Genomic DNA, 23,403 nt, shown 5'->3' with positions numbered 1-23,403 from the left:
GTCCTTTTATTAAAATTTAATGTCAATCCCCAAGGTGTATTGTTTTTGGGATGGGTAGGAGGCCAAATCGATTCCAGCGAAGGTGTCGGATCCTTCTGAATTATTCGATTCTGGGTCGTATCCAGAATAATCGGTTATGGTAAACAAGTTGGTTCCCGTTGCATACACCCGACAAGAACCCATACCTAGTTTACCGATAAAATCCCTGGGGAAATTATAGCCAAGAGTGATGTTCTTTATTCTAAAGTATGATCCATCTTCGATCCACCTACTTGAATTTCGAAAACCCCCTTCGGCATTATGCGCCGGAATATTGGAATCTTGGTTGTCTGGTGTCCAAACGTCTTTGTTGACAACGCTCAATCCATCTCCCCCCTCGATCAACGAGCGGCCAATATTGTAAATGTCGTTGCCTTGAACCCCAATGGCAAAAATGTTTAGGCTTAGGTTCTTATACGTAAAGGTATTGTTCCAGCTATAGGTAAAATCAGGTAGGGCGTTTCCAATATTTGTGGCATCTGCTATGCTGTAGACCCCATCATTGTTCTGATCCACATATTTTTCTGATCCTGGAGTAACCCCATATACCTCAGCCAAAATGGCCTCATCCGTACCCCAAATACCATCGAATTCCAGTCCTCGAATCAACCCTATTGGCTGTCCCACTTCCAACCAAACGGCATCGGAATGTCCAGGGAGCCCTGCCCCACCCAATCGAAGTTCGGTTTCCCCGCTATTAAGGGCCAATACCATGTTTTCATTTCGTGCAAATGTGAAATCTGAATTCCACTTAAAATTTTCGCTTTGAACCGGAACAACAGAAAGTGCAATTTCTATCCCTTTGTTTTCAACCTTACCAGCATTAACCAATTGGGTCTGAAACCCAGAAGCTTGGAACAAGGCGCGCTCCAACAACAAATCGGAAGTAGTCTTGTTATAATAGTCTGCTGTTAAATTCAGACGGTAATTGAACATTGCTAAATCCAGACCTACATTATAACTCTCCGTAGTTTCCCATTTTAAGTCCGGATTATCCGCCTGTGTAGATAAGGTAATTCCGGTATTGAGGTTGGTGCCACTAAACGAAAAGTCAGAACCTGTATCCAGCCGGGATAGTGATTGGTAGGGTCGAATGGCCGCATTTCCCACCTCTCCGTAGCTTCCTCTCAACTTTAAATTGTTGATGGTTTCTGAACCTTTCAGGAAGTTTTCATTGGAGATGGTCCAAGCCAATCCTGCGGAGGCAAAAAATGCACGTTTGTTGTTTTTTGAAAACACCGAGGCGGCATCGGACCTTCCGGTTAGTGTGATGGAGTATTTTTCATCAAACGCATAATTCAACCGTCCCATATAGGACTCCAGGGATGATTCGTTCCTAAAGGAGCTTGGTTTGGAAGGAGTCTCGCCCAATCCAAGATTATTATAGGTTACGGCGTTGGTCAAAAACCCTCTTGCCCCTGCCCAGTTTTCATTGAACTTTTGGGTCTGTTGTTCGTATACCCCTGTGAGCTTTAAATTATGTTTCCCGTTAAACTCATTCTCATAGGTCAGAATGTTGGTACTTTGAAAATTGCTCCATTTGCCATTGTAAATGGATGCCTGTCTATCGGATTCATTTCCGTTGGTAATCCTTTCATTGATGTAAAAACCATTCTCCCTGTCGAACAGTTGATAGGACACGTTAATGTTGGCCTTCAAACCCTTTAAAAATTCATATTCAAAGGTGGGATTAAGAATCATGCTATTTGAGTAGTTATCCCTAATGGGTTCGTTTGCCAAGGCCACCGGATTATATTCGGTGACCGGCCCGTGACCTCCGCCCGGTTGTGAATAAGATCCATCAGCTTCAAAAATTGCTCTGGTAGGTGCGAACAAAAGGGCGGCATAAACCGGACTTCCCTGCGAATCGCGGGTGTTCAAAACGGTGGGATTGTCCTTGGAGAAGTTTAAAAATGCGTTTAATCCTACTTTCACCTTTTTACTTAGATTGGCCGAGATGTTGGAACGCATGGAGTATCGCCTAAAGGATGAATTGATAACAATTCCATTGTTTTCCAAGTAGTCACCTGAAACACTGTAGTTCATATTATCCGTGCCCCCACTAACATTGACGTGCTGATTGTGTGAAAACCCAGATCTGTAAATCTCGCCTTGCCAATCGGTTCCTCCGTTGGTCGCAAAACTTTGCAATTGAGCATCGGAAAACACAGTTGGCAGTCCTCTCGATTGCCTGTTGGTATTCACCTGGGTTGCATATTCATGGGCATTTAAAAAGTCAAACTTTTTAAGTAGCTGGTGCACCGTAGTATAAGAATTTACGGTAATGGTCGGTTTTTGATTTCTTCCCTTTTTTGTGGTTATTAAAATAACCCCACTTGCACCTCGAGAACCGTAAATGGCGGTGGCTGAGGCATCTTTCAGCACTTCGATACTTTTTATGTCGTTGGGATGAACGTCACCAAGGGTCGCACCTTGCACCCCATCAATGATCACAAGTGGGTTGCTACCTCCATTGATGGAACTGATTCCCCGTATTCGAATGGTAACACTTCCATTGGCGGAAGCGTCATTATTAGAGATTTGCAATCCTGCAACTCTACCTTGCAACGCTTGGTCTGCTCGCGCGATGGGAACCTCCTGAAGCTCATCAACTTTTACTGAGGTTACTGCACCCACTATATCGCTCTTTTTTTGGGTCCCATATCCCACGACAACAACCTCATCCAATTTGGCGATGTCCTCTTCCATGGTTATTTCAAGTACCGTTTGATTGTTGATTACAACATGCTGATCCAAAAAGCCTATATAACTGAACAACAAAGTGCCCTCATTTGAAGGTAGATCCAGAGAAAAATTACCATCAAAATCGGATGTTGTGCCAATACTTGCACCTTCAAGAATTATGGATACTCCAGGTAGTGGCGCATTGTCATTTGCCGATTTCACATTACCAGTTATTGTTGTCTGTGCCCATGTTATTCCTCCATATAAGGCAACTAGCAGTAGACAAAATCTTATCTTATTTTTCATAAATCAATTTGGTTTGGTTATTGAATTTCCACGTTAAAGTCCTTGGTGGTGCTGTTTGCAATCTCACCACAAGGGTCGGCATCAGGGTCGGTTGTCCAGGCATCACCGGTGAGCACCCGCATTCGCACCGTTTCAATGGTCGCATCAGCAGGTACATTGATCGTGGCGTTAAAAGGACCATCGTTCAGTTGACTTTGCTCGCCAAACACCTGAATGCGTTCCCCTGCATCAGAAAAGTCTCCGTTGGAATTCCAATCGACCCATACCACGGTGAGTGACCAGTTATTGGATTGTACAACCTCCAAGGTGAAACTTCCACCTTGGGATACCACCAGATTTTGGTCTGTAACAAATTCATAGTTGCCCCCTGGTTGGCCTCCGGTATGGTCAATATCCATGGATGCTCCGGTTGCTTTGACCGAATCGGGATTATAACCGCCAGTTCCCGAAACGGGGCAATAAATCTTCCCCACAATTTCCACGTCAAAATCCTTAGTGGTACTGTTGGCAATTTCACCACAAGGGTCTGCATCTGGGTCGGTTGTCCAAGCATCGCCGGTCAACACTCTCATTCTAACCAATCCTGGAGCGGCATCCACTGGAACATTGATAGTACCATTGAATGGGCCATCGTTGAGTTGTGCCTGCTGTCCAAAAACCTGGACACGTTCCCCGTCATCTAGAAAATCCTTATCTCCATTCCAATCGATCCACACTACTGTCATAGACCAATTATTGGATTGAACAATGGTAATATCAAATGAACCGTCGGGGGCCACGGTTAGCTTCTCCCCCTCATAATAATTGTAATTGTTTCCTGGTTGATCTTCAGTATTGTTGATATTGGTTCCCCCACCAGTTGTCACAACTTCTTGAGGGTTATAGCTCCCGGTTCCGGAAGCGGAGCAATAGATAAGTCCAAGTACTGGTGGGTCTCCGCTAACAATAATCTCCACTGTAGCGGTATGCCCTCCCTCATCGGCGGTTGCAGATACTACTGTTACGCCAGCCGATACTGCTGTAATTATTCCTTCGGAATCCACCGTGGCAACACTAGGGTCGCTTGAAGTCCAATCAATATTCTTGATTGAGGCATCTTCCGGAGTAAAAATGACATTGTACTTTGTTTGGGCGGGATCGGCAATTTCCTCTTCTTCCAATTCAATTTCCTGAATCTTTGTGATCACGTCCACCACAATGGTTTGTGCTTGGATTCCAGAGGTATTGGAAGAAGCTGTTAGCGTAGTTGATCCCAGAGTCATTCCCTTTACACCAGCTACCAAACCATTCTCGCTAAATTGAATTTCTGCGACCGATGGATCACTACTGATCCATGTCACATCAGAACTGTTTGCATTTTCGGGGATAGGGTTTAGTACCAACCCCTTGACCTCGCCAATACCGAGTCTAATATCGGTTTCGGTCAGTGTAATCTGTTCTACCAAAATTTTGGCTATTTCCTCATCGTCGCAAGAAAGGAAAGCCCATCCTATGACCATACTGAAAAACAACCATTTGGTTCTCTTTTTTTTAAGCATTGGGTATTGATTAAAGTTAGTTTTCGTTTCAACCATGCAAAATGGTTTTATAGTCAACTAAAGTATTTTTCAATTCCCGCTAGGAGGTTTAGGGAAATAGGAAATTTAGGGGGGTATTCTCGTAAAGTGCTTATTTATATACAGTTGTAGGAGTTTGAAGGTGGAATTGTTGCCCAAACAGATGGCAAAGTGGGTTTCTTTAGGTGGAACTATGATCTTTGGCAAACTGGGATGGATTTTTGCCAAATTTCTTTTTGAACTCCCTGCTGAAATGTTTGCTATCGGTATAACCCACTTTAAAGCTGACATCTGCAATGGCATATTTGTGCTGTTGCAAGAGTTGGGCTGCACGCTTTAATCGAAAATCCCGGATAAAAGCCACCAAAGTCATTCCGGTTAGCGCTTTTAATTTCTTGTACATACTGGAATGGCTCATTGCCATTTCCAGTGCCAAGCTGTCTATATGAAATTCGGACTCGTCAAGCTTTTCCTCTAGAATATTTTGGAGTTTGGATAAAAATTCTTGATCTGGTGATGTAAAAGCTACTTCTTTTGGGTTCAACAAAGTAACATTCACGTAGTGCTCTCTTAGCTGTTTCCGGTTGTTGAGCAAATTCCAGATTCTTGTTTTAAGAACCCCCTCATGGAAAGGCTTTACCAAATAATCGTCAGCTCCTGTTTCATAGCCTTCCATAATGCTCTCGACCATATCACGGGCCGTGAGGAGAACCACAGGGATATGACTGGTCAACATATTGGTTTTTAAATCATAACACAGGGAAACGCCGTCTTTTTCAGGCATCATGATATCTGAAAGCACCAAGTCGGGAAGGTGTTCCCTTGCCAAATCCAATGCAACCTTACCATTTTCTGCTTCCAAAACGCTGTATTCCTTTGATAAAAGCTCAACTAAAAACTTCCGTAAATAAGTATTATCCTCAACCACCAGAATTGTGATGCCCTCCTTGGCATCAGTATTCTTCAATTCTCCCGAGGTAATGGCTTGGTAATGATCCGTGTGGTCTACGTCCATTGCGTCTTCTATAATTTGGGCGGCTCCAAAATGATTTTTCCCAAGTCGTAGTTTAATCTCAAAGGAGCTGCCCCCGTTCTTCCGATTCCTGGCGGAAATAGATCCCTCGTGCATTTCAACAATATCTTTTGAAATGGAAAGACCAATGCCAAAACCAATATTATCGGCAATTCCATTTTCATTTTGATAGAAGCGCTCGAAGACTTGGGCAACTTGCTCCACTGGAATTCCCGACCCCGAGTCCTTTACTGTGACCATCCCAAAATCGCCCACTCTTTTGACCAACACTTCAATTTTTCCTCCCTCGGGAGTAAACTTAAATGCATTCGTCAATACATTGTAAATGGTCTTTTCCAATTGCACCCTGTCGAACCAAACCATTAAATTTTTGGTTTTCGGCACATATTTGTAATTAATGTTCTTGGCTATGGCTTGTTGCGAAAAGGCCACAAAAATTTCTTGGACAAAGACAACCAAATTGTTCTCTGTCACTTGCAAGTCCATGTTTCCTGTCTCCAATTTTCGAATGTTCAACAATTCATTCACCAGGGTCATTAACCGGTTGGCACTGTACTTAACCGCATTTAGTTGTTTTTGCTCGTTCGCGTTATAATTGGTTTTGACCAGGTTGTTCAAAGCGCCCATAATCAATGTTAAAGGCGTTCGAATTTCGTGCGATATATTGGTAAAAAAGCGCTGTTTCAGCTTATGTACCTCATCTTCTTTTTCCCGTCTTAACTTTTCGGTTTTAAGGTTGTTTTTTATCTCTGCCCATTGAAGGGTATAGTGCCTGTATGTCCATAGCAAAGTGCCAAACATAAGGGCATACACAATATATGCCCACCAAGTTCTCCAAAATGGTGGCAAAACTTTAATCTGTATGGATTTGCCCGTACTGTGCGGGAAACCTTGTAAACGTGCTCGAAACGTATAGTTGCCTGGAGATAAATTGGTGTATGTTATACTTTCTTGTTGGCCAATACTCCTCCACTTCTGTTCAAAACCTTCCATTTTCACCTCATAACCCATGGCAGAAGCAATGGGAAATTGAAGGTTGGCAAGACCCAGGGTAAAAACATTTTGATTTGGTTTTAACGTAAGCTTTTCACTGATAGCAATATTTTTTGACAACACCCCTTCCTTGGATACCGACTGACTTTCATTAAATAGCATAAAATCGGTAAATACAATTGGTGGGTTCTCTGCCTCAATCATGGACACGGTAGTATTGATGGATGTTACGCCATCGATACCTCCAAAGAATATATTCCCATTTGCATCCAAACAAACTGCATTTATATGAAATTCCGTTTTGGTGTCGGGAACTGCAATGGATCTTCCAGTTTTAGGATCAAACTTGAAAATCCCACTTTTGGTACCAATCCATAGCCCACCATTATGGTCTGTTGCAATGCTGATAACGGTATTGGAATTGATGCTATTGCCAATAACGTAGTTGGTAAATGTCTCCTTTGATTTATCAAATAACGAAAGCCCTTTTTTCGTGCCCAACCATAAGTTGTTATCCTGTGCTTGTATAACTGAAAAAACATAATCACTTTGCAAGGATGTGGAATCATTTTCAATATGTCGGAAACTCCTGAACCTTTTTTCTGCTTTATTAAATCTGTTTAATCCTCCACCGTGAGTCGCCACCCATAAGTAATCATTGTCGTTAAGAAGGGCGATGGCATTGTCGTTGCTCAAAGAGCCAATGGTGTTTGGACTGTACTTATAATTCGTAAAATGTTGTTCTTGCACATCGAAATAGCTAACACCACCACCCCAAGTGGCAATCCATAAGTCATCCGAAGGAAGTTTTACAATATCCCTTACATCATCGAAGGGAATGGAGTTCTTGGCACCATCCCTCCTGTATTGGGCCTGAATTCCCTTTTCTTTATCAAACAACAACAATCCATTGGTGAATGTTCCCAACCAATATTGATTCTTCTTCCAAGGTATAATACATTGAATAAAACTAGCCCCCGCTCCCAAAACTGGATTCTTATGCACGTTTTTTGGATATTCATTGGACATGTTCAGAACACTCAATCCTGCGCCATCAAGCCCCATCATCAAATGTTCTCTTTCGGCAAAAACCGAGAGTACCGGTTGGGAATCATATCCTATGCCATCACTATAATAGCGCAATACATTTTCGGACTGTTTTTTCCAGACACTTGCACCCCTCCATGCAGTTCCAAACCATAGATTTTGTTGATTATCCTGAAAAATTGTATTTATGGAGTTGTTCGCAAGAGAAGATGGCAACTGGTTGTCTTTAAGAAAATGTCCTTTTATGCTACCATCGGGTAACATTTGGTAAAGTCCATCCCCATCGGTACCTATCCATATATTGGATTCGTTATCTTTCCAGAAAGCACGAACAATCTGGGGTCCATCCATTTTATTTTCATCAAAAATGTCGAATAAGGTCTCCTCTTTGGTATTCAACCCCACGAGTCCATTTCCCCCAGTTCCCAACAGTAACTTGTCAAACCCTAATTCGATGATGTCCAAAACATAATCCAAGGATTCATTGTATGGTAGGCTACCATATTTTGAAAAGTACTTTTCATTTGGGTCAAAAAGAAAAATTCCAGCACCATTCGTTCCTACCCAAAACGTTCCCTTCGTGTCCTCATAGAGGCTCAAAATATTGTTGGCCTCTGAATGTAGGTCCCCAGTAACATTGGAATTCAGAAAAGTAGTGAAGGATTGTGATTTCTCGTCAAAAAGACTCAAACCCCCTTCCGTGGCGGCCCAAACATATCCTTGGCGATCTTGATACAAAGTATGGACGATGTTCGAATGTAATCCTTGGGAATTATCGTCTTTTTCTTGTTTATAGGCAACAAATGAATCGAGGGATACATCATACCTGCTAATACCACCCCCAATGGTACTTACCCATATTCTCCCAAATCGGTCGAGCAGCATGTCGGAAATATCGTTGGACGATAAACTACTGTTCTGTTGGGTATAGATCTTAAAGTGTTTGCCGTCATAACGATTTAGACCATTTTTTGTCCCAATCCATATGAATCCAATGCTGTCTTGAACTATGGCTGTCACATTGCCATTGGACAATCCATTGTCCGTTCCCAAATTTATAAAGCGTAGGTCTTGCTGTCCAAGGCATATTGAGCCCAGGAAAACCAAAACCGATATGGTTGTGCATATACGCTTCACCTGTTCCAAAATTTGTTCCCTTTATAAATTTACATAAGGTAGTCCAAAGTACATTGTGCACTAGAGGACATATAGTTAAGGGATGGTAAAATTCCAAATAGAGCCGATTGTCGATGCTCCAAAGCTATCTTTTACTACAATCTTCCAATAGTATGTTGTGTCTGCATTTAGATCGTTTAGGGTAAAATTGGTTTCACTTTGTGCAGTCGCAATCCTGTTTGGGGAAGTGTCCGTCCCAAAGTGGATATCAAAAACCAATTCATCTCCATCAACATCGGAAGCAGACCATTGTAGCACAACCGAATTTGTACTTGTTACGCTGTCCATTTCTGGGCTTATCAAACTTGGGGCAAAAGGCAAATGGTTTTGCTGGCCTTCCCCTTCAGTAAAAAATTGCCAAACATTTGAATACTCACTTTTGCCTCCATTAGTGTCCATCGCCCCAACCCTCCAGTAATGTGCTGTGCCCTTTTGTAACGTGATTTCGCGTTCAGTGCTATTGGTGTTACCCGAATGCACTAGGGTTGAGAATTGATTATCCGTAGCTACCTGTACCTCGTAGGTTAATCCGTCTGAATCCGGGTCAGTAGACGCCTCCCAATCGAAGGTGAGCACATTGTTGATGCAAAGCAAATTATTGGTAGGGTATACCAGTTTTGGGGCCGAAGGCACTCGATTTTCTCGAGGGGGTGTTGCATCTTCTCCACTGCTGCAAGACGTAAATAGAAAGAACCCAATCGTCCAACATTTGCCAAAATATTCAAGTAATGATTTCATTGCTTAACCAATTTAAATGTCTTGACGATGCCATCATCAATGCCCATAAAATACACTCCAGAAGGAAGATGCCCCAACGACACTTTTGCAACTCCCGAATTGACCTCCACCTGTCTTGACAGTACTTGTTGCCCATTGAAATTGGTGACCCCGACCCAAATGTGCCCAACTTGGAAATCCGGAACATAAATCTGAACCGAATCTTGGGTCGGGTTGGGGGATGCGACGATTTGGTTTGGCATAAAAACACTGTGTTGTAAATTGCCCTCGCACTGTTTGTCTGTAGCTACCCAGAGAACATCACCGTGCTGTACATTCAATTCAAAATAATCGGATAAGGATATGCCAACTACTTGATTGTTCTTTTTAATGGTAAATGGAGGGGTTCCAGATTCTATTTGAAGTCTGGCCACTGTCTTGCCGTGAGACTGGTGCAAGGTGGTCTTTACAGATATTTCAGGTGCTTCCGAAATTAAGGCCTCATAACATTGTTCAAAATTTGGTTCACTAGGTAATGTTAAGCAAAACTGATAGGTTCCCGGTTTTAACGCATCAACTTGTAAGAACTCGGTAAATACATATTCATCACCATTGATGGTCGTCCTAAAATTGAATGCGGCCCCTGACCTGATTTCGAGCTTACCATTATCCTTATTTTGACAAGTCTCCCCGATTGTCTTTATGGTAAAATTATCCTCGCCCAGGTTGAATGGCTTTTTTTTTAGTTCCACGTCAAAATCAAAGGTCGAGCTAAAATCCCCTATCATACAAGCCTCCGGTTCTGCCAGCCAAGCGTCGCGCATTCCAATTCGCATTCTAGTTGTATCTACAACCGCATCAACTGGCACCTCTACTTCAATCGATTTGTTGATAGCGTTTTCACACGATTGGAAAATATCATCATTATAAATCAACTCTCCAAGGTCTCCAAAATCATGGTCTCCATTCCAATCTATCCAAACCTTGGTGCGTGCACAGTTTGCGCCTTGGGAATTTTCCAAATGCAGAAAGAATGTATCTCCCTGCTCAATAATAACATTGGAAAGTGTATGATGCAGATATCCATTTTTAGGAAACCCATTGGAGTTAAAGTTTATATTGGAATCCCTCCCACCTGTTGTTCGTAAATCGACGATAAAATAGTCTTTGTTGGTTCCGCCTTGTGGCGAACAATACACATCAAGCACTTCAATATCAAAATCGGCTGTTCCGGTTCTGTTGATGATTCCACACGCCAGAGGTTCGTCATCATCAGCATCGCGCACCTGAATCCGCATACGTTTTATGCCTTGTTCAATATGCTGAGGGACCGTTACATCTAGGTCGTAGGTATTCATGTTATCACATGAAGAAGCATTACCACCCGTAAATATCTTTTCGTCATTATCAAAATTAGCATCGTTGTTCCAATCTATCCAAAGGGAAGTTCTAGCACAATTTGAAGCCGTCGAATTGGTTAGGCTAAGGGTAAAGGTAGATCCAGGAACCGCGCCCACTTTCGTGCTGGAATGATGCTCATAACCATCAATCGGGTAAGTGCTGGTATTGAAATCTATATTGGTATCGCCTCCGGAAGAGGTAAGTCCACTGACATAATAATCGGAATTGGACCCTCCATTAACCCTACAATAGGAAAATATGCCCTTTGTAATTTCTGCAATAGCTTGTTGGCCTTCCCTTACCAAGGATGCTGCACCTACCCCGCTATTTGGACCAAACTGATCTATTATAGTCATAAAGGCATTGAGTTTATCTTGATCTTGGGGGTCAGTGGACGCTTCCAAATGGGCTTTGAGCGCTTTAATTTTTTCAAAATCCTGTATTCCTTCCCGTAGCAACAACAATCGTAAACTTGGTAAATATTCTGATGGACTATTGTTGGACGCTCTGTACACCAAGGCAAAATCCCCAGCGGTATGTGCTCCGTCACGTGCATCCAACGGGTCTGCCAACTGCCAATTATCGTAGGCCCAACGGAGATAGCCATTTAAATTTTCTTTAGACGCATGCCAACCCATCCATGTCATCTCAGCCAAGCTATTTTCGGGAGTTACATAGCTATTAGGACGTTTTTGGGTGCAACTCGTATAAAAGGTTGAGATTTTTCCATCACGCCCAGTTGAAGATGCAGTGCCCAAAATGCCCGAGGCGTCATACAGTTTATCGCTGTTGGCCGCTGACAATACTTTAGTGTGGGCAATGCCTATTTTCCAATCTGCATGGTTGCTGTTCACCATAGCAAAGACATCATCCAGTTTATCCTGCTCCACTTCATCCAGATAAAGTACCGTGATTTCAAACCATCCCTTGCTTTCCAAAAATGTCTTGAAAGCGGTCAAAAAATGATTCCATCTTGTATTGTAGATTGGGGATCCCAGCGGTGCGCTCAGGTTTACCATGGCGCTGCTTGCTTCGTCCCAATGGGGAATTACTTCTTGATTCCAGCCCACTGGGGAAAAACAATCAATTTGCTCCACTATGCCCCAAGACAATAAGGTGGTCACATATTTTTCAAATGCCGTAAAATCGTATTCCCATGTTCCGTCATTCTTTTTAATCCATCGAACCATGGATGGTGCACCAAGCCCCCCTTCTTTAATATGTGCCGAAATGGCCTTTTGCCCTGTGTCTGCCAACAAACGATATGCTGGTTCCAAGAGGGCAAAATGTTCGTCGGACCATATCGTTATTGGGTTCCCAGGATTAGCCGTATTGTATTTATCCAAAATGTTGCTTGGAAATTGCCATAAATCCAAATGAAAACCCCAATCGGAGACTTCTGGAAGTGTAAAGTTGACCACTTCGAGCAATATGTTGAATACTAAGGGTGAACTTCCACCATTGATTGTTAAGGTTCCTGTGTAGGAGTCCGCCTTCGTAGTTTCAGGAATGTCCACTGACAACCAAAGTTTTATGGGGTCAGAAGGATTTAGGTTGGTGATTATTTGGTCATCCAGCGCATCAACAAGTTCAATGGAAGTTGTGTGATTTGGGTATTCTCCACAGCTTCGTGCGTCTGGATCACCTTTGATGTATTTACCAAAGCGCAGTTGAATATTTGAGGAATCGATGACATTCCCTCCACTGCTTAAATCACTTATGTTATAGGATAGCCCATTAATATCAACATCGCTCCACACTACAATCTGGGCATGCAATCGATCACCCTTCCAAGCGACTGCATTCCAATCCTGGTTCTGAGTACCCGAAAAGGCTTCATTTTTATGGTACCTCTTGAACTTGGAAGTGAAAGATCCATTTATTTCCTGTCCTATAGTCACAGAAGGTACAAGGCAAAAGAATAGCACCCACAGTAAAACACAATAAAAACATTTCTTGCCCATGTTGCTATTCTTTCTTGTTCATTGAGAGTAGGATACTCTTCGGAGTTAGTTGTTTATTGAGAAGAATTTCCCTTGCTTCTATCATGTCTTCGGAAACCTTATATCTTCCATCTTGATTTCTTGTAGCCAATTCAATCGCTTTCTGAAGATTTTCCAATGAAGTAGCCCCACTATTTTCAATAATTCGGAACAACTCATAATCTTCGATTCCCTCTCTCAACAATTCCCATCGTATACTTGAAATGGGGCCATTTTTTCCTGGGTATACGTAGTAATCATCTCCTTGGGTGTGCAAAAAAACTGGAGTTTTGAATGGGTCAGGAGTCCAGTTGTTATAGGCCCATCTGAGATATCCGTCTGTTCCGTGTTTAAGTGCCAACCAGGGGATAAACCGGCTCTCAATCGCCGGGGAAAAAGTCAAGGTGTTCGGATGCGCAGGTTCTGCACAGAGGTAAAACGTTGTGATCTTATCCGCTTTTTGTCGCAGCTTTATGGCATGGTCTACAGGCACTTTTCCTTGTCCCTCCAAAGGTTGACCTGGAAAAAACATGTAGGAAACCGATAGGTTATTTGCGTAATCGGAAGCCTCGGTATGCCCTGCAACGACAATTCTTTCCAGCAATTCAGGCGCTGAGTCCTCGATAATGGAAACTACTCGTTCCAGTACTTCTTCCGGTTTTTCATCAAACCCCAAATAAGTTTCTCCGTACCACCCTTTTTCTTTCAAATGATTTTTAAAGGAGGTTAGAAAAGCTTTCCATATTTGTGCATATTCCGGGTCTTCAACCTCCAAGTGTAGTTCCTTCTGTGATGCCGTTTGCTCATCCCAAAAAAGTATTTTTTGTTTGGTTAAAAATGGTGTCAAGGAATAGGCGTTGATACTTCCTTTGATTCCGATTTCCCTCGATTGGGTTACATATCTGTCAAAAATGGAAAAATCGAATCTCCATCCACGCCCTTTTTCCCTTATCCAAGTCACCATGCTCTTATAACCAAAAGCGGTCTGCGACCTTGTGGAATTGTTGAGCCATGGCTTGTGCCAGGGTTCGTGAATTATTGTTGTGGTTATGGTTTTACCTCCTCTGCTAGCATAATCTTTTAAATATGCTTCGATTAAACTCCAGTGGGACTCCGACCAATAATCAACTCCATAATACTCAGCAATAGCACTTGGGTTTGTCCAAAGTTCTAAATGAAAGTTATACGCGTCAGCATCGGGCAATACTTGATTCCTGACGACAATTTGCAAGGGGTATTTCGTTTCGCCAAATTCAGCGGTTTCCACAAAAACAGTTCCTTTATAAATTCCAGGTTTTGTGTTTTTGGGAATCCAAAAAGTAAACCAAAAGGGTTGGGCCGTATAGGATTCCAAAAACTCCAAATTCTTTTGAACCAAAGCATCTGCAACTACATTGGGGTTCATATTACCTGTAATCTCTTCCCCAATAATTTCTTCCATCATAGGCGACCAAACATATTCACTTCGTGCCCTGGCAACCGGTAAATACTCCACAACCCTCACCTTACAGTTTTTTTCCCAGAGGATTCCGCCATCTACCGACATCATATCATTTACTTTAACCTTTATTTTGGATACATTTTTTCTTGATGCAATTGCCAATTGGGCAGAAATTTGTTCATTTCTAACCCCAGATAGTTTTAGCGTGTCCTGTATGCTTAAGGGAGTAATGCCAAAATCCCGAAAAACTGGATTTTCATCCAACTCCTCCGAACTGTAGCTTCTAGGATATCTCGGAACTTTTATCAACGAAGACGTGCCGAATTTGCCGGTTGGCACCCATGTTACCAAATTCCCATCCGGAAGAGCCTCATCCACATTCAGTTTTAACCATTCCGGAGGATTTTTGACTTTTTCAGAATCTGTGTTGTTTACAGATTGGGAGTTTGATTTTACATCACATGAGCCTACATACAGCGTCAGCAGGAGCAAAAAGAAGTTATAATAATGTTGTAATCGCATGCCTTCAAAGAAATAGCCCTCTGTCAACATGCAATGGTGGAATTTTAAGAATTTAGGGAAGGTAAATTAGTAATTGACCCTAGATTGCCATGAAATGGGATAAAAATGCCTGTGGGCTGGTTTTTAGAGTACTCCCTACAAAGGAAAAGTTATCCAACATTCCCTTTTCTTACATATTCGTTAATAGTCATTGTCTTGGTGGAATATTGCAAGAAGGTCCAGTATCATCGATTTTGGGTCATTTGGCTAAATAACTCAATCCCAATATTGCAATAGCACCGTCTATAAAGATGGAGTAATAAAAATCTGTTTTGTTTGAGGAGAAGGCAATTAAAAATATTTGGATTAAAAACGCACAAACAAACAAAGGTCTTAGCAAAGAAAAGGAGGAAATTGCACCAATAAGTGCGCAAACAAGGACCAATAATACAATTGATATGATTTTGGCGTTACGAATACCTACTACTTGTGGAATGGTACGCTGCGATGGCGAATCGTGTTTTAAGTCACGTATATCAAATGGAATGGCTACGGCAATAAAATAGATGTAGTGCGCTGGAATGAAAAACTTGAATACTTCCCATTCGTTAAGTTGTTCATTAATTATTGGAAATACAACCATTATAACAGTCCATGTAAATGCTATGGCGTGAATTTTAAGATGGGGTAATTCACGTAGATTCCTTCCTCCCATTCTAACTACATAATACACGGATATAATTACGGCGACTCCCATTGGCAGTAAAACCAATGGCATTACATCATTCAATAACCGAATGAAAAAATATGCCCCTATCAACCCACTTATAATGCTCAGAGCAATTGTTAGCCTTGTATGCTCACCCACCCACTTTAACCAAGGTGAGGTTGTTTCGGTATTTGCTTTGACTACTCGTTGACCGTTGTATACACATAAGGTGGAGAAAAAAGCGAAAAATCCATATTGCAAATAACTCTCAAGATTGAAGACGTTGGCAATCCCAGAAGCAAGAATACCCGCGGATATGGCAATCACAAAATTTAGGTGGACGATGTATGTAAGGACTACCTTGAACAATACAATGGAAAGGTTTGGATTACCGAATTTTTTTTTTCATTCGATAATCATAGAATACGAATACGTAACCTTTAGTCCCTGATTACTGTATACAGTGACGGATTGGCCCTTAGCCCTTCTGGCGGTGTAACCCCCAATTCCTTTGCCATTTTCTTGCTCGCTTCCGCAAAAGCTTTTGGACTTTCCCATACGGCTACATTTATTAACTCAAACTTGGCATCATCCTTTATTGTTTCATGTAGTTCTGTTGAAATGTAACCGGGCTGTTTTTTAAGAAAGTCTCTACAAGCTTCCCAATATGTCACGGATCCTTGCAATTTTCCGTCGGGCACTTCAAATGGGTTTATCAGAATAATATGATCGGCATTATCCGTGTCTGCAGTCGATTTACTCTTTTGCACATCTTCGTTCAAACAGGAAACCGTTGTAAATAACAAAACTGAAACAAAGGGTATTCTTGAGATCTTTATAAATACATTCATTGTTTATTCTCTTTATAGGATTCTTTTTAAAGTATTTTCTTTAGTCAATAGATAATGCTTCATCACTCCTACAACATGAAGCACCAATAATATCATCATGATAGTGGCCAATAATCCATGGGCCTTGAGTGAAGCTAGCTCTGTATTTGATAGAATTAAATCAAGGTTTCCGGATTTTAGAGCATCAACATATCCCCCGAGAACCATCACTGCAAAGCCTGCTAGGGCAATTCCAATCAACAAAAAATAAAATAGGTTATGAATCAAGACCGCTAGTTTATCATTGAATTTGGAGCCAGTTTTTAGGTCATTAGGTCGTTTGGATTTAAAAAAGAAATAACTTCTTAAAAGTGTAAGAAAAAAAACAACAGCCCCAAAAATAGCATGAATCTTTAGTAGGCCCATTTTCTCGGATGGTTCAAGACTGGACATATATTTCCCCAAAGGGAACAAAGCAAGTATAAGTAATGCCGTTATCCAATGGATGGCAATAATACCTCTACTATACTTTTGACTCAGATTATTCTGGATTTTTCTTTTCATATGTTTTATTTCTAATTCTGATTGAACTCTTCGTAATTGCCTAACCAAAACACCCCGACCGAGAATAGTTCAAAAGAAGCAATGTCATTCTTGGCAAAGGGAAGGTTCTCACATAGTTCCTTTGCTTCCTTTTCTGAATTCGTATTAATGAAAAACACAAAATCAGTCTTATCGTTGGCCTTTTGGGTACCTTCTATGTCAAAGTATATATTTTCAATACTTCCATCGTTCCATAGTTCTAGTATGGTATCTGCCTGTGATTTGGTCAGACTATCCGTAGTATTCTCCCAATTATCAGATGTCCAGACTGCTGCAAAGGAGTTGGAAATTCCTTTTTCTTGGATATCAACATGATCTCTGCCCATCCATTTAAGTCCGACAGGGTATATCTGATAAGATGCTATTCCTTTTTTTACAAGGGTTAGTTTATTCAGGATAATTGAAGCTTCCTTCTCGGACTTGGCTTTTAGAAAGAAAAAGACATTCGGAAAATATTCGAACTTGTCAATTTTTGCATTGGAATCATAGTATGCGTCTACAACAATATCCTCTTTCCAAAGTTGGTTTACCTCATCGGCTATTACTACAAGGTTATCTTCTACAAGTTGTTTGTTATCAGTTGCCCATTTCCATGCAATGGCATAATTCTGTCTTCCCACGGTAGAATCAGTTGATTCCACCTCTTTGGGTTCTACAACCTCATCTGGTTTTGCGCTGTCTTTGGCTTTCTCTTTACATGAAAATAGTACTGCTATAGAAAATACTAGTGTAACACTTTTTTTCAAAATCATGATTCCGATAACTATTTAGAGGGATTAAATACAGCAACACATTGTTATAACAATTATAGTTAAATACAATATTTGCTATGACAAATATATATGAAAAAATTATTGCCCCAAATTTTCTAGCATTTTTTTGGCCACAGCATTAAATGTTTGAACATCTTTAGGATCAATTCCCAGCGTTGTCTTTTGCAATATCTCTTTTGCCAGGGGTTCTATCTGATCACGAACCTTTTTGCCCTCCTTGGTGATATGGATTTTCCATACCCTACGGTCATTGGCATCCATTTGGCGTTTTGCCAATCCTTTTTTCTCCAATTTATCCAATATACGGGTGATATTCGCATTATCCTTGAATGTACGTTTTGCAACCTCTTTCTGCGATAGCCCCGAATTTTCACTCAGTCTGTTTAAAATGGCCCATTGTTCCGGTGTGACATTTATGTTGTTTCTGCTCAATGCCCCCGTCATTTCCCTTTTCAATAAGAGCGCTGTCATATTTATTAGATATCCGGCCGATTGATCTAAAAAGGATTCCATTTATTTGTCATGTTATTAATTCACACGACAAATATATAAGTTCAATGGGAAATAGGAACCATTGAATTCTAAAAGGGGTTCAATAAAAAAATACTGTTTTTCAAGTTTAATGACCTTATTTCCCACCCCTCTTGAGCTCCCGTAAATTGCTCTTGGGATAAACTTCTTGCAAGAAAAGTGCAAAAAGAAAAAAGCCGCCCATTTTCATGGATGGTTTTGTCTCGCCATGCCACCCCTCTTGGGGTACCATTATTGATTTTAGTGCAATTCCATAAATCTCTTTTAAAACTACATTTTCTTTATTTATAGTATTTAACAACGGAAAATGGCATCAAACAGTTGAACTCAATATAAAATATATGGGACATAAAATGGGATAAAATGGAGTAATTGGTTAACTAATCATTATCCCAAATAGTCTTTCAAAAAATTGCTTTTAGAGTTTTTCTTTAACCGCTCAAGGGCAGTTGTTTTAATTTGTCTGACACGTTCTTTGGTCAGTTCCAAATTATAGGCAATTTCATCCATCATAAGCGGGGCTTCTTCCCCTATTCCAAAATACATCCTGACTACATATGATTCACGAAGCGAAAGGACTCCTAAAAAATCGCTCACATCCTTTTTTAAGGAATTTGCAATTAGACTGACTTCGGGACTTTCTAAAATACCTGCAGAAAGGCGATCGGCCAGCGCATTTTCCCCTTCCTTATGATTCTTGTTACCATCTATGGAGATGTGCCACAATGAATGTTTCAAACAGATTTTTATTTCCGCGATTCCCACATCTATCAGTTCAGAAATCTCCTCCGCATTCGGCATTCGTTGGTGTGTTTGCTCAAAATGAGAACATACTTGGTTGATTTTGTTTATCACATTGATTTTGTTCAATGGAAGTCTGACGATTCTTGAGTTTTCGGTTATAGCCTGCAATATCCCCTGACGTACCCACCAGACTGCATATGAAATGAACTTAAATCCACGTGTCTCATCAAACTTTGTGGCCGCCTTGACAAGACCTAGATTGCCCTCGTTGATCAAATCATGCAGTCTCAACCCCCTACCTTGGTATTGTTTCGCTACCGAAATAACAAATCTCAAATTTGCATTTACCAATTTTTCAAGGGCCTCAGTATCACCATTTCTTATTTTTTCAGCCAAATCGACTTCTTCATCTTCAGTGATCATTGGGATGCGGCCAACTTCGACTAGATATCTACTTAAGGATTCGCCACCTCTGTCAGTGACCTGTTTTGCAATAGAAAGTGGCCTCATAGCATTATTTTATAAATTATGTCACCCCTCTTACATAAATTAGATTACCGTTTCCTTTTGGGTTTTTTCTTTGTCCAATTTCTATTTCTTCAATGGACTTTATCAAGGGAGTGAGTTTCTTAAACCCATAGTTTCTTGCATCAAAATTTGGTTGTTTTTTTAACAGAAGTGCACCGACTTCTCCCAAATAAGCCCAACCCTCATCATCCTCAACATCGGAAATTGTTGAAAGAATGAGGTTAACGACCTTAGGTGTTACCTTATCGACCTTGCTTTTCGCTTGCTTTGTGGATGTGCTAAAATCCCCAATTTCCGGTTTTTGCAATATTTCAAGATAAATGAACTTGTCACATGCCACAATGAACGGGTTAGGTGTTTTTCTTTCCCCAATACCAAAAACGATCATCCCCGCTTCCCTTAACCTTATGGCCAACCTAGTGAAGTCGCTATCACTGGAAACCAAGGTAAATCCATCAACCTTGCCTGAATAAAGTATATCCATGGCATCAATGATCATCGCACTATCCGTGGAGTTCTTCCCGGTGGTGTAGCCATATTGTTGTACTGGAGTAATTGCATACTCCAACAGGACATTTTTCCACTTGATCAAACTTGGCTTGGTCCAATCCCCATAGATTCTCTTAATGCTGGGGTTTCCATATTTGGCAATCTCCTCCAGCATTTCTTTTATGTATTTCGAGGGGATGTTGTCTCCGTCTATTAGGACAGCAAGGTTTAGGTCATTATTCATTATCCAATCTCAAGTACTTTTCCCTGTATACGGCTTTTGCTACTGTATCCCGGCGCAACTTAGATTTCTTTGTGAATTCTCGGTTGTTTTTGATCTGTTTCAATACCTGAGTGTTCCGATATTTTCTTTTGTACTTCTTAAGTGCCCTTTCAATGTTTTCACCTGGCACAATCTTTATTTTTAGCATATGTGTCTTTTAATATGAAATCAGATTTTCATAGTAGAAAATCCTACAATAGAATCCCCATGAAATCAAGAATGAACTAGATACCAATGAAAGCAATATTGATCACATTGATGTACCATTAATAAACCTGGAAAGAATAACAGGCAAAAAATAATTGAAAAGCATCCCTATTGGTGATTCGGAATATTTAGAGAGGGCTATCTTATATTTAAAGACAAGTGAGACTTATGTCCACGGATGTTTTGTAAAGAAAGGTATAATAATCCACAATAGGATATTTTTAGGGAATATTTGGAAAGTTTATTGGACTAAGAGGCCTATATATGACCCCACCGGAACCCAAAAGGAAAGTCCTTATGGGAAATACCCACCTCGTCACATTCCATTACACAATCATGAGATGTTGTTGACCAAACAAGAAGAAAGCAAACTTCAAAAGGTATTATATCCTATTTAAAAAAGTACTCTCAAAAGCATCTTAATTTAAAGGATTTGGGACAAAATGTAGAATAAAGAAGAAGTGGGAAAACAAAAAACCCAGTAAGAATAATACTTACTGGGCTATGCCTGCTCCCCCTCTTGGGCTCGAACCAAGGACCCTCTGATTAACAGTCAGATGCTCTAACCAACTGAGCTAAGGAGGAATATTTTTACCTTAAGCGGGTGCAAATATAGCTGTTTCTTTAAAACGCTACAAACAAATTTATGCTAAATAAACCTTTTGATGATATTCCAGATATCGTTCCCAAAAATTACCACCATTAGGCCCATCAATATCACAAAGCCAACTATCTGGCCCCTTTCCAAAACTTTCTGGCTAGGAGGTCGTCCGCTAATAATTTCATAGAGCAGGAACATTACATGGCCCCCGTCCAATGCAGGTATGGGCAATACATTGATAAACGCCAACCATACCGAGAACATCGCCATAAAACCCCAGAAAAAGCCCCAATCCCAACTCGTGGGCATCAGCTCCACAATACCTATTGGCCCTTTTACTTGTTTGTATCCCTGAATTATCGGGTTAAATATCAATTTGAATTGCTTTACCTGGCGAACCAACACATTGATGGTCTCCATAAACCCTCTAGGAATGGCCGAGGCAAAACTGAATTCTTTGGTGATGGACAACTGATCCCGGGCTATGTCCCTATTCGGGGCAATACCCACTGGAAGACTGTCTGGTACTTCAACTTGGAGATTCACCAATCTTCCATCCCTGGTTAAATCCACATTCAAGGTTTGACCCCTATTCCCGTTAATTTGGGTAGTGACCTCGTCCCAAAAATTTAATTCCTGGCCATTGATTCTTTCCAATTTGTCCCCAATCTGGATACCGGCCTCTTTAGCATTGGAACTATCCGAAACAACCCCGATGACCAAGGTTGGATATCTAGGGACGATAAACTGCCTACCTCTACTTTCCAGGGCGGCTTTTTTGCCTTCATCACTTAGTGGCACAATCATTTCCTGCCCATCACGCAATACCTTGATCTCGTCCCCGAACAAAATATCCATAGACAGGTACTTATCCAGTTTTTCAACTTTTTTCCCGTCTATCTCCAGTATTTTATCCCCGGTTTTGAGTCCAATTTTTTCACTGACAGGATCCACATGCAATCCGTGTTCAATCTTGTTTACAGGAATAAAGGTCTCCCCAATATTGGCAAAACCAACAGTATAAATGACCCAGGCCAACAAAAAATTCACGGTAACCCCACCCAACATAATAATCAAGCGTTGCCAAGCCGGCTTGCTTCTAAACTCCCAAGGTTTGGGTTCTTCCTTCATTTGCTCGGTGTCCATGCTCTCATCGATCATCCCGGCAATCTTTACATAGCCACCAAGGGGCAACCAGCCTACACCGTAAACGGTTTCCCCAATCTTCTTTTTGAACAGGGAAAATTTGACATCAAAAAAGAGGTAGAACTTCTCCACTTTGGTCTTGAAATATTTTGCCGGAAGAAAATGACCCAACTCGTGCAAAATCACCAAAACTGAGATGATTACTATAAACATTACGATCTGTGTAAAAAGATCCATTAGCTTCTATATCTTATATTAAGCCCACAAAAGTACGCTTTTAGGCCTTTTATAAAAAGATGATTTTGGGCAATGGGCGTATTTAAGAAAGTTTTAGGAACAAATTCCCATTTTAACTTGAAGATTCTTGGCTTCAAACGTAATTTTGCGCCATGCAGAGTTTTTTTTCCAAATTCAAGTTTTTCGGTGCTGTGTTGTTGGGCCTCTCCGCGGTGATCATCTACCTGTTTTACAATGCGCTGCAACCTAAAAAAACCCTGCCAGTTTTTCAGCCGTCCATGGTGAACCAGGAATTGGTGGACAGCACCTTGCACTACAAAAAGAAGTACCACACCATTAACGATTTTGAGCTCATCAACCAAAATGGTGAAGTAGTTACACAGGCAAATTACCAGGACAAAATCTATATCGCAGACTTTTTCTTTACCACCTGCCCTACCATTTGTCCCATCATGACAAAAAATATGGTTGAAATCCAAAACTCCATCAAGGACAATTCCGATGTGCTTTTGCTGTCCCATTCGGTAACCCCTGATATCGATTCTGTTGCCCAGCTTAAAAAATATGCTTTGGAAAAAGGGGTGATTGATAGCAAATGGAACTTGGTGACCGGTGATAAGCGGCAAATCTATGAGCTGGCCCGAAAATCGTACTTGGCCGTGAAGACAGACGGGGATGGCGGACCATATGACATGATCCATACGGAAAATTTTATCCTAGTGGACAAAGAGCGAAGAATTCGAGGCTTTTATGATGGGACGAATAAAAAGGATGTTGAAAAATTGCTCAATGACCTCAAAATTCTGAAAGACAGTTACAACAATCCATAAATAATCCTTCTAAAT

General features: G+C 41.0%; 16 protein-coding genes and 1 tRNA gene. 1 reads left to right on the top strand and 16 read right to left on the bottom strand.

The window, feature by feature from the left end; all coding sequences use genetic code 11:
• Window positions 1-9 precede the first annotated feature (9 nt).
• The 16 genes from M3P07_RS10545 to rseP all read right to left on the bottom strand — a co-directional run bounded on the left by M3P07_RS10545 (window position 10) and on the right by rseP (window position 22,558).
• Window positions 10-3,030 carry a SusC/RagA family TonB-linked outer membrane protein gene (locus M3P07_RS10545; protein WP_249969874.1) on the bottom strand — a complete coding sequence of 1,007 codons (3,021 nt, stop codon included), beginning with the start codon at window positions 3,028-3,030 and terminating at the stop codon, window positions 10-12.
• Between the two features lie 17 nt (window positions 3,031-3,047).
• Complete coding sequence (locus M3P07_RS10540; RefSeq protein WP_249969873.1) at window positions 3,048-4,568, bottom strand: GEVED domain-containing protein; 1,521 nt, start codon at window positions 4,566-4,568, stop codon at window positions 3,048-3,050.
• Between the two features lie 199 nt (window positions 4,569-4,767).
• Window positions 4,768-8,796: a two-component regulator propeller domain-containing protein gene (locus tag M3P07_RS10535; protein WP_249969872.1), complete on the bottom strand. Its 4,029-nt coding sequence runs from the start codon at window positions 8,794-8,796 to the stop codon at window positions 4,768-4,770.
• 75 nt (window positions 8,797-8,871) lie between these two features.
• Entirely contained in the window at window positions 8,872-9,573 is a 702-nt protein-coding gene (locus M3P07_RS10530) for a fibronectin type III domain-containing protein (protein ID WP_249969871.1), read from the bottom strand.
• Window positions 9,570-12,917, bottom strand: coding sequence for a glycoside hydrolase domain-containing protein (locus M3P07_RS10525; protein WP_249969870.1), 3,348 nt, complete (start codon window positions 12,915-12,917; stop codon window positions 9,570-9,572). Before M3P07_RS10525 ends, M3P07_RS10530 begins: the two co-directional genes overlap by 4 nt.
• Window positions 12,918-12,921: 4 nt before the next feature.
• Window positions 12,922-14,928: a DUF4091 domain-containing protein gene (locus tag M3P07_RS10520; RefSeq protein ID WP_249969869.1), complete on the bottom strand. Its 2,007-nt coding sequence runs from the start codon at window positions 14,926-14,928 to the stop codon at window positions 12,922-12,924.
• Window positions 14,929-15,136: 208 nt separating this feature from the next.
• Window positions 15,137-15,913 carry a UbiA prenyltransferase family protein gene (locus tag M3P07_RS10515; RefSeq protein WP_249969868.1) on the bottom strand — a complete coding sequence of 259 codons (777 nt, stop codon included), beginning with the start codon at window positions 15,911-15,913 and terminating at the stop codon, window positions 15,137-15,139.
• Between the two features lie 113 nt (window positions 15,914-16,026).
• Window positions 16,027-16,437: an antibiotic biosynthesis monooxygenase family protein gene (locus M3P07_RS10510; protein WP_249969867.1), complete on the bottom strand. Its 411-nt coding sequence runs from the start codon at window positions 16,435-16,437 to the stop codon at window positions 16,027-16,029.
• 12 nt (window positions 16,438-16,449) lie between these two features.
• A complete protein-coding gene (locus M3P07_RS10505) occupies window positions 16,450-16,980 on the bottom strand; it encodes a cytochrome b (protein WP_249969866.1) in 531 nt (176 codons plus the stop codon).
• An 11-nt stretch (window positions 16,981-16,991) separates the two neighbouring features.
• Window positions 16,992-17,771, bottom strand: a complete 780-nt coding sequence (locus tag M3P07_RS10500; RefSeq protein WP_249969865.1) for a hypothetical protein — start codon at window positions 17,769-17,771, stop codon at window positions 16,992-16,994.
• Between the two features lie 99 nt (window positions 17,772-17,870).
• On the bottom strand, window positions 17,871-18,305 hold the full coding sequence (locus M3P07_RS10495; protein WP_249969864.1) for a MarR family winged helix-turn-helix transcriptional regulator: 435 nt from the start codon (window positions 18,303-18,305) through the stop codon (window positions 17,871-17,873).
• 405 nt (window positions 18,306-18,710) lie between these two features.
• The gene (locus M3P07_RS10490) at window positions 18,711-19,577 is read right to left on the bottom strand and encodes a sigma-70 family RNA polymerase sigma factor (protein WP_249969863.1); all 867 of its coding nucleotides are present in this window, start codon (window positions 19,575-19,577) and stop codon (window positions 18,711-18,713) included.
• Window positions 19,578-19,593: 16 nt separating this feature from the next.
• Window positions 19,594-20,328: an NYN domain-containing protein gene (locus tag M3P07_RS10485; protein WP_249969862.1), complete on the bottom strand. Its 735-nt coding sequence runs from the start codon at window positions 20,326-20,328 to the stop codon at window positions 19,594-19,596.
• Window positions 20,321-20,515, bottom strand: coding sequence for a 30S ribosomal protein S21 (gene rpsU, locus M3P07_RS10480; RefSeq protein ID WP_249969861.1), 195 nt, complete (start codon window positions 20,513-20,515; stop codon window positions 20,321-20,323). The genes M3P07_RS10485 and rpsU overlap by 8 nt, the downstream gene beginning before the upstream one ends.
• A 570-nt stretch (window positions 20,516-21,085) precedes the next feature.
• Window positions 21,086-21,159, bottom strand: a tRNA-Asn gene (locus M3P07_RS10475).
• A 64-nt stretch (window positions 21,160-21,223) separates the two neighbouring features.
• A complete protein-coding gene (gene rseP, locus M3P07_RS10470) occupies window positions 21,224-22,558 on the bottom strand; it encodes an RIP metalloprotease RseP (RefSeq protein ID WP_249969860.1) in 1,335 nt (444 codons plus the stop codon).
• Window positions 22,559-22,710: 152 nt separating this feature from the next.
• On the opposite strand from rseP, the gene M3P07_RS10465 reads away from it, so the two are divergent.
• Entirely contained in the window at window positions 22,711-23,388 is a 678-nt protein-coding gene (locus tag M3P07_RS10465) for an SCO family protein (protein ID WP_249969859.1), read from the top strand.
• Window positions 23,389-23,403 lie beyond the last annotated feature (15 nt).

Source organism: Flagellimonas myxillae, assembly GCF_023502235.1.
Taxonomy (GTDB): domain Bacteria; phylum Bacteroidota; class Bacteroidia; order Flavobacteriales; family Flavobacteriaceae; genus Flagellimonas; species Flagellimonas myxillae.
Note: the sequence above shows the minus strand (reverse complement) of the source record. Positions and strands in the feature narration are given on the sequence as shown.